Here is a 9,105-nt window from a genome sequence, read left to right as displayed (position 1 = left end):
CAGTATTACTTGCGGGCCAGGACCTGAACGGGTGTCAGGTCACGGTTGCCGTCGGCAGCGGGGTCATCCGCTTCTTCGGGCACCGGCGCGCCGATGGCGCCCTCGCTTTTGGCGACGACGGTCGTGGCAATGGCATTGCCAAGCACATTGGTAACGGTACGGCCCATGTCCAGGATGTGGTCGATGCCCAGCACCAGCAGGATGCCGGCTTCAGGCAGGCCGAACATCGGCAGCACTGCGGCGACCACCACCAGCGAGGCGCGCGGCACGCCGGCGATGCCCTTGCTGGTGACCAGCAGCACCAGCAGCATCGTGATCTGCTGCGACAGCGACAGGTGGATGCCGTACACCTGCGCGACGAACAGCGCGGCGAAGGAGGTGTACATGATCGAGCCGTCCAGGTTGAAGGAGTAGCCCAGCGGCAGCACGAAGCCGGTGATGCGCTCCTTGACGCCGAAGCGGGTCAGTTGCTCGATCACCTTGGGATAGGCCGACTCGCTGCTGGCGGTGGCGAAACCGATCATCAGCGGCGCGCGCACCATCTTGAGCAGGCGGAACACGTCGCGGCCGAGGAAGAAGTAGCCACCCGCGATCAGCGCCACCCACAGCAGCGCCAGCGACAGGTAGACCGCACCCAGCAGTTTGGCGTACACGGTCAGCACGCCCAGGCCTTCAGCGGTGATCACCGCGGCAACCGCGCCGAACACGCCCACCGGGGCGAAGGCCATCACGTAGTTGGTGACCTTCAGCATGACTTGGCCAAGCCCCTCGATGGCGGCCAGCACGGGTTTGCCAACGCCGTCCTTGAGGGTGCCGAGCGCAAAGCCGAAGAACAGCGAGAACACCACGATCTGCAGGATCTCATTGGTGGCCATCGCCTCGACGAAGCTCTTGGGGAACATATGCGCGATGAAGTCGCGCAGGTTCAGCGCCCCGGTCTTCAGGTTGGAGGCGGCATCGGCCGAGGGCAGCGGCAGGTTCATCCCTTCGCCCGGGCGCAGCACGTTGGCCATCAGCAGGCCCAGCAGCAGCGAGGTGATGGACGCGGCGATGAACCATGCCATCGCCTTCATGCCGATACGGCCGACGGCCTTGCCGTCGCCCATGCTGGCGATGCCGCCGACCAGGGTGGCGAACACCAGCGGCCCGATGATCATCTTGATCATGCGCAGGAACACGTCGGTCAGGATGGACAGGTGGTCGGCGATGGATTTCGCGGCGGCGGGGTCCGGCGCATAGTGGTGGGCTGCCGTGCCGGCCAGCACGCCAAGCAGCATCGCAATGAAAATCAGGGTAGGCAGTCGGTTCAGTTTCATCAGAGTCGGGGCCGATGCGCCCGGCCAGTGGCCGGGCGGGTTTTGCGGTAGGGCAGGCTGGCAGCCTTCTGGCATGGCGCTGCGGTTTGGGGGGCAGCACCATGCGGCCACAGCCGCGAGAGTCAGCGAATCGGGGTGTTCGGGTAGTCAGGAAATCCGAACATCAGCCGAGCAGCGGGCGGTGTGCCCGGCACCCGCCGCAGGGGCGGGCAAAGATGGCAAGGCGGGGTCGATCATTGTTTCCTCCATTGTTTTCGGTGCGGGCCGGCGGCAGGGAGCCGGCCGTCACCTGTATTGCCGCTTGGGGCGGGCGCATACATTGCACGAGGTGTGCCAGCCAAGGAGGGTTTTTGGCAGGTGCTAAGTCACTGAATAAAAAGGGGAAATAAATGTGCCTCCGGCGCATGGTTCGGATTTCCGTAAATGCGCGGGTGGCCGGCGTTCGGATTTCCGAATGCTGGTGGGGCGAATGCGGGGCATGTGCGAGCCCGGCTGCAGGCGAGTGGCGTGCGCAACACGCCGTGCCGGGCACATGCCGTTGCGCCACGGCGGCGGCCAGATGCTCCATTCGGTACCCGGGCGACGTGCGCGTGCGGCGCCGCCGGAGCCCGGGGCTTCAGCCGTTATCCACCGGCTGGGTCGGGCAGCTTTCCAGGAAGTGCTCCAGCGGCATCGGCCGCCCGATCACATAGCCCTGGGCGTAGTCCACGCCGATGGCGCGCAGGGTCAGCAGGGTCTGCTCGTCCTCCACGGACTCGGCCACCGTGAGGATGCCCAGGCGATGGCCGATATCGTTGATCGAGCTGACGATCTCGCGGTCCACCGCGCTGGCGGCCAGGTGGCGGATAAAGCTGCCGTCGATCTTCAGGTAGTCGACCGGGAATTGCTTGAGATAGGAGAACGAGGAGAGCCCGGCGCCGAAGTCGTCGAGCGCCACGGTACAGCCGGCGCTGCGCATTTCGGTCACCAGGCGGTTGGCTGCCGCCATATTGTTGATCAGCGCGGTTTCGGTGATTTCCAGCTGGATACGGCTGGCCGGCAGCACGGATTCATGCAGCTCGGCGTGCAGGAACGGCAGCAGGAACGGTTCGCCCAGCGAATTGGCCGACAGGTTGATGGCCACCGTGAGCATGGGCACGGCGCTCAGGCGCGCGCCGAATTCGCGCAGCACATGGTGGATCACCCAGCGGTCCACATGACCCATCAGGTCGTAGCGTTCGGCGGCGGGGATGAAGGCGCCCGGCATCACCAGCTTGCCTTGCTCGTCGACCATGCGGACCAGGATTTCGATATGGCGGCTGGGCCCTGGGTGGTCTTGCAGCGCGCGGATCTCCTGCGCGAACAGCCGGAAGCGGTTTTCTTCCAGGGCGGAGCGGATCCCCGCGGCTACCTGCAGTTCCTGGTGGTGGCGCTGGGCATCGCTTTCATCGCGCCGGTACACCGAGACGCGGCTGCGTCCCGCTGCCTTGGCCGCATAGCAGGCCACGTCGGCGCGGCTCATCAACTCGCCGACCGGCGGCGTTTCGTGGTCGATGGCGGTGATGCCGATGCTGGCGCCGACATCGTAGACACGTCCTTCCCATGGAAAGCGCTGGCTGCGGATGGCGTCGATCACCTTCTGGCACACGCGCTCGGCCTGGTCCACGGTGCAGTCCTTGAGCAGCAGCGCGAACTCGTCGCCGCCCAGGCGCGCGAGCAGGTCGCCCGGCCGCACGTGGTGGCGGATCACATGCCCCAGCTCGCGCAGCAGCACATCGCCGGCCGCGTGGCCGGCGGTGTCGTTGACGATCTTGAAGCGGTCCAGGTCGATGAAGCACAGCGCGTGATGCTGGCGCTGCAGGCGCGCTGCCTCGCAGGCCTCGCGCAGCCGCTTCTCGAACCAGATGCGGTTGGGCAGGCCGGTCAGCGCGTCGTGCGAGGCCGAGTGGGCCAGCTCGCGCTGCAGCGCGCGGGCGCTGGTGATGTCCTGGAACACCAGCACCGCACCGATGACCTCGCCGGAGGCGGTGCGCACCGGCGCCGCGGAGTCCTGCACGTCATGGCGGTCGCCGGTCAGGCTTTGCAGCACCGCGCCGTCCTGCAGGTAGACCGGGCGCAAGGTTTGCAGGCACTGCGCCACCGGGCTGGGGATGGGCTCGTTGGTGTGTTCGTCGACGATGCGGAAAATATGCTCGAGCAACTGGCCGGCGGCGGTCTGCATGGTCCAGCCGGTCAGCTGCTCGGCGATCGGGTTCATGAAGGTCACGCCCATGGCGGCGTCGGTGCAGATCACCGCGTCGCCGATCGAGCGCAGCGTGATTTGCAGGCGCTCCTTTTCCTCGAACAACGCATCGGTGAGCCGGTGCTGTTCGGTGATGTCCCAGTTGGTGCCGATCATGGTCAGCGCGGTGCCGTCGCCCTGGCGCATCACCATCGCCATGGCGCGGATGTGGCGCACTTCTCCGTCGGCGCGCTGGATGCGGTATTGGGTGTCGAAGGGGCGGGTGCCGCGCACCGCCGCGCGCATCTCGGCGCGTGCCCGCTCGACGTCGTCCGGATGCACCATGCCGATCCAGCGCTGGATGTCCGGCGTGCCCTGCCCGGGCGCGATGCCGTGCAGCGCGTGCATGCGCGCGTCCCACTCGATGGCGCCGCCGGCAATGTTCCACTCCCAGATTCCCACGCCGCCGGCCTCGACCGCGAGGCGGGTCCGGCGCGCTAGCGCCTCGAGCTTTTCCTGCGCGGTCTTGCGTTCGTCGATGTCCTCCACCTGCGAGATGAAATGCAGCGGCGCGCCGCTGTGCTCGTCGCGCACCAGGGAGACCGCAAGCAAGGCCCAGCGATAGCGGCCGTCCTTGTGGCGGTAGCGTTTTTCGATGCGGTAGGACTCGATCTCTCCGGCCAGCAGGCGCTCGACCTGGTGCAGGTCGGGGGCCAGGTCGTCGGGGTGGGTGATCAGCGGGTAGGGCAGGTCGGCCAGCTCGGCGGCCTCGTAGCCGAACAGGTCGCAGATGGCACGGTTGACCTGCAGCCAGTGGCCGTCGAGCCCGACCAGCGCCATGCCGATCGCCGAGTGCTCCATGGCCTGGCGAAAGCGCCGCTCGCTGCCGCGCAGTTCGCTGCGATCGCGCCGGTTCTGCTCCAGCAGGAAGGCGATGCTGACCGGGAAGACCATGATCAGCGCGGTCGACAACTGGATCGATTGGAGCAGGAAGGGTTCGCCAGTGCCCATCCCGAGCGATGCCGCGGCCAGGCCCAGCGCCACCACGGCGCAGATCGCCAGCAGCGTCAGCAGGGCGGTGGCGAAAGGGTTGGTCAGCAGCGCTGCGAGCACCAGGGGGAGCGACATCACCACGAACGGCTCTTTGCTCTTGTAGAGTGCCACCGTGCCGACCGCCAGGCTCAGCAGCAGCAGCGCGGCCAGGCGGGGCAGCCGCGCAGGACGGAAGGTGTCGGCGACGCGCTCGCGCGTGATCGACACCATCAGCGGCAACAGCATCACGATGCCCATCGAGTCCGCCGTCCACCAGGTCCACCAGACCGGGCCGAAGCTGCGATGGAAAGCCGTGGAGAGGGTGGCAGCGCCGATCGTCGCGCCCACCGCCGGTCCCAGCATGCCGGCCGCGCCCAGCGTCAGCCCGAAGCGCGCCAGCGGCCCTGGCAGGGACAGGGTGGCGCCGCTGGTCATGGTGCGCACCAGCCACGCCGAGAAGGCGATCTCGGTCACATTGCCCAGCGACAGCGCCAGCGCGACGGCTGCGGCGTCGCCCATCGCCGCGTTGGCCGCCACCCCCGCCACCAGCATGCCCGCCAGCAGCCAGGGCGCGTTGCGGCGCTGCTCGTGCAGCAGGATGCCGAGACCGAAAGCATTGGCCAGCCATAACATGGCCACATTGCCCGGATAACGCGACAGGGCGAGTCCGGCCAGTGCCAGCAGGAAGAAGCCAAGAGCGGCCAGCAAGACGCGCTGCCAGTGCGGGCAGGGGATGGTCAAGGGGCGGACTTCCAAATCTGGCGTCATGTTGCGTCAGCCTGCAGCTGCGTTTCTGAAAGGGTGCAATGAGGGCGACGGCCTGGCGGCGCGGCAAGTTGCATGCATGGCCCAGCCTAATCGGTCAATATAGCGGCGATATGCCCAAAGCACGAGGCGAGAACACGGGGTGTGGGCCCGCTATTCGCACTGGCGCCGGTCGCCGTTTTACGGTATGCGCACGGCGTTGCCCATTGCGGCGCCGGCTCCGGGGGGCGGCGGCAGGCGCCATGCGGTCCGGTTCCCGTGCTCGCTTCAGGCAATCCCCCTGCTTAGGTGGGGTAAGGCGGCGGATGTGGCTCGGACACTGACCGGCGCCCCGGGGCTGCACGGGCGCGCCGTTTTTGCACTATCCTCACAAGGTTTTACGGCGTCCGCGGGCGGTATCGGCGGGCGTCGCTCGGCAGGCCGCCGCCGGCGCGGCGCGGCGAACCGCTGCACCATGCCGGGGCGGACCAGGGCAAACAGACCCAAGGAGCTCCCCCCATGACCACCCTAGATATCAACGGCAAGCCGCTGCAGGTAGACGTTGATCCCTCCACGCCGCTGCTGTGGGCGCTGCGCGACAACCTCGGCATGACCGGCACCAAGTTCGGCTGCGGCATGGCCGCGTGCGGGGCCTGCACGGTACATATCAACGGCCAGGCCACGCGCAGCTGCGTGACGCCGATCTCGGCGGCGCAAGGCGCGCGCATCACCACCATCGAGGGCGTCGCCGGCGACAAGATCGGCCGCGCGGTGCTCGATGCCTGGATCCAGCACGACGTGGCGCAGTGCGGCTACTGCCAGAACGGCCAGGTCATGAGCGCGGTAGGACTGCTGCGCAGCAAGAAACATCCCACCGACGCCGACATCGACCAGGCCATGGCGGGCAACCTGTGCCGCTGCGGCACCTACCAGCGCATCCGCGCGGCCATCAAGGACGCGGCGCGCGCGCTGGCTTAAGGGGACCACACCATGCGAATCAGACAACTCGAAGCACTGGCGGGCGGCCCTCGCCGGCGCGATGGCGAGGGCAGTGAAACCGGCGGCATCGCCGCGCTGGACCGCCGCGGTTTTCTCAAGCTGACCGGCCTTGCCGGCGGCGGGCTGGCGCTGGGCATCCTGCCCGTGCCGGCCGCATTCGCGCAGGAAGGCGCGCCGCCCAAGGCGCCGCCTTCGCCGCCCCAGGCTTTCCTGGTCATCGCGCCGGACAACACCGTGACCGTGGCCGTCAACCGGCTTGAGTTCGGCCAGGGCGTGCATACGGCGCTGCCGATGGCATTGGCCGAAGAACTCGACGTCGACTGGCGCAATGTGCGCGCCATGCTGGCGCCGGCCGGCGATGCATACAAGGACCCCGCCTTCGGCATGCAGATCACAGGGGGCTCCACCGCGCTCAATCATTCCTTCCAGCAATACCGAGAGCTTGGCGCGCGCGCCCGCGCCATGCTGGTGGCCGCGGCCGCGCAGCAATGGCAGGTCGATCCGGCGAGCTGCCAGGTGGCGCAGGGCGTGGTCACCTCCGGCAGCCACCGCGCCACCTTCGGCGAACTCGCGCAGGCGGCCATGGCGCTGCCGGTGCCGCAGCAGGTCACGCTGAAGAGCCCGGCGCAGTTCAAGCTGATCGGCAAGCCCACGCGGCGCCTGGACGCGCTCGGCAAGCTGGAGGCAACCACCGCCTTCGGCATCGATACCCGTCTCAAGGACATGGTGGTGGCCGTGGTGGCGCGCCCGCCGCGCTTCGGCGGCAAGGTGAAATCCTTCAATGCCGACAAGGCGCGTGCGATCAAGGGGGTGGCCGACGTGATGCTGGTGCCGGTCGATCGCGGCGGCACCGGCGTGGCCGTGGTGGCCGACGGCTACTGGCCCGCCAAGCAGGGCCGCGACGCGCTGGAGATCGTGTGGGAGGACGCCGGCTCCACCGTCTCGACCAAGGCGCTCTTCGAGCAGTACAGGACGCTCGCCGCGCAGCCCGGCACGGTGGCGCTCAAGGCGGATCTCGGCGCCATGTCCGCAGCCGCGCGCACCATCGAAGCGGACTATCAGTTTCCCTACCTCGCGCATGCGCCGATGGAGCCGTTGAACTGCACCATGCAGGCCGAGGTGGCGGGCAAGAAGGCGCAGGCCGTGCAGGTGTGGGTGGGCTCGCAGTTCCAGACCGTGGACCAGGCCGCGATCGGGCGCGTGCTCGGGCTGCCGCCCGGCAAGGTCGTACTCAACACCATGATGGCGGGCGGTGGCTTCGGCCGGCGCGCGGTGCCCACGTCCGACTACCTGGTCGAGGCCGCCAATGTGCTGCTGGCCTGGATCAAGAATGGCCACGATGAGCCGCTCAAGGTGATGTGGAGCCGCGAGGACGATATCCGGGGCGGCTACTACCGGCCGCTGCACGTGCACCGCGCGCGCATCGGCATCGACGCCAAGGGGCAGGTGCTGGGCTGGCAGCACACCATCGTCGGCCAGTCCATTCTCAAGGGCACGCCCTTCGAAGCCTTCATGGTCAAGGGCGGCGTGGATTCGACCATGACCGAGGGCATCGTGCAGAACGATTACGGTCTTCCGCTGCAACTGTCGGTGCACCACCCGGATGTGGACGTACCGGTGCTGTGGTGGCGCTCGGTGGGCAATACGCACACCGCTTTCGTCAAGGAGACGCTGGTCGACGAGATCGCGGTCAACGCGCGCCAGGACCCGGTGGCCTATCGGCTCTCGCGCCTGGATGCGGCGAAGCATGCGCGCCATCGCGCGGCCCTGCAGCTTGCGGTGGCGAAATCCGGCTACGGCAAGCGCAAGCTGCCCAAGGGCCAGGCCTGGGGCGTGGCGGTGCACGAGTCGTTCGACACCGTGGTGGCCTACGTGGTCGAGGTATCGCTGGAGAAGAACGAGCCGCGCGTGCATCGCGTGACAGCCGGCGTGCATGCCAACCGCGTGGTCAACCCGATGTCGGCCGAAGCGCAGGTGCAGGGCGCGTGCGTGTTCGGGCTGGCGATGACGCGTCCGGGCTTTGCCATCGAGATCGAGAATGGCGTGGTGAAGAACAGCAATTTCCCCGACTATCCGCCGCCGCGCATCAATGAGGCGCCGGTGGTCAACGTGTTCTTCGTTCCCTCCGAGGACCCGCCCACCGGGCTGGGCGAACCCGGCGTGCCGGCCATTGCGCCCGCGGTGGCCAACGCGCTGTTCACGCTGACCGGCAAGCGCCAGCGCCAGCTCCCCTTCGTGCTGGCCTGAGCGGCGGCGCGGGACTCAGGGCGCGCGGCTGTCGCCGGCCGCGCGCCAGGCCTGGGTGAAATGCAACAGGTCTTCGGCGGAGGCATCGGTGACGGCCGCATAGCGCATGCCGCCGGCCTGCCAGCTGGCGAGCTGGTAGCCATGGCGCGCCTCGATCTGCGGCGGCGCGCTGTTGCCAGCGGTGCTGGTCTTGCTGTTGGGTCTGTCGTCAGTCCCCAGCGGCAGCACGAAGACATCGATGGGATGCTGGTTGTGGCGGTAGACCAGCACCGCCACCGGCCGCCCGTGCACATAGTCGAGCCGCCCCCCGGTCAGCGGAAAGCCCTGCGCGGCCAGGTCCCGCACTGACGGCGCGTAGTCGATCCGGCCATTGAACCAGGGTTTGACGGTGTGGCGGTCCGACGAGACCACGTCGATCGCGTGGCCGGAGAGTAGCGCGCGCACATGGCTGCTGACCATTTCGCCGTCCACACTCTGCTCCGTGCCATCGCTCAGCGCGTACTGGGCCACGCCGATGCCGAGCGTCGCCACCGTCAGCGCGGCCATGGCGGCATTGGCCGCCGGGCT

The 9,105-nt window shown here is 68.2% G+C and carries 5 protein-coding genes; 2 read left to right on the top strand and 3 right to left on the bottom strand.

What is annotated here, in order from left to right:
* Nucleotides 1–5 precede the first annotated feature (5 nt).
* The gene (locus tag P3W85_RS03440; protein WP_276263737.1) at nucleotides 6–1,316 is read right to left on the bottom strand and encodes a dicarboxylate/amino acid:cation symporter; all 1,311 of its coding nucleotides are present in this window, start codon (nucleotides 1,314–1,316) and stop codon (nucleotides 6–8) included.
* Nucleotides 1,317–1,932: 616 nt separating this feature from the next.
* Entirely contained in the window at nucleotides 1,933–5,316 is a 3,384-nt protein-coding gene (locus P3W85_RS03435; protein WP_430869485.1) for a diguanylate cyclase, read from the bottom strand.
* 495 nt (nucleotides 5,317–5,811) lie between these two features.
* On the opposite strand from P3W85_RS03435, the gene P3W85_RS03430 reads away from it, so the two are divergent.
* Both P3W85_RS03430 and P3W85_RS03425 read left to right on the top strand, forming a co-directional pair.
* A complete protein-coding gene (locus tag P3W85_RS03430) occupies nucleotides 5,812–6,270 on the top strand; it encodes a (2Fe-2S)-binding protein (RefSeq protein WP_276263735.1) in 459 nt (152 codons plus the stop codon).
* Nucleotides 6,271–6,282: 12 nt separating this feature from the next.
* Nucleotides 6,283–8,538 (top strand): xanthine dehydrogenase family protein molybdopterin-binding subunit, encoded by a 2,256-nt coding sequence (locus tag P3W85_RS03425; RefSeq protein WP_276263734.1) that lies wholly within the window; start codon nucleotides 6,283–6,285, stop codon nucleotides 8,536–8,538.
* 15 nt (nucleotides 8,539–8,553) lie between these two features.
* On the opposite strand, the gene P3W85_RS03420 is transcribed toward P3W85_RS03425, so the two are convergent.
* A partial coding sequence (locus P3W85_RS03420; protein ID WP_276263733.1) for an anti-sigma factor family protein occupies nucleotides 8,554–9,105 on the bottom strand: 552 nt, incomplete at its 5' end.

The organism is Cupriavidus basilensis (assembly GCF_029335485.1).
Lineage (GTDB): Bacteria > Pseudomonadota > Gammaproteobacteria > Burkholderiales > Burkholderiaceae > Cupriavidus > Cupriavidus basilensis_E.
This window is presented reverse-complemented; position numbering and strand designations above follow the sequence as displayed.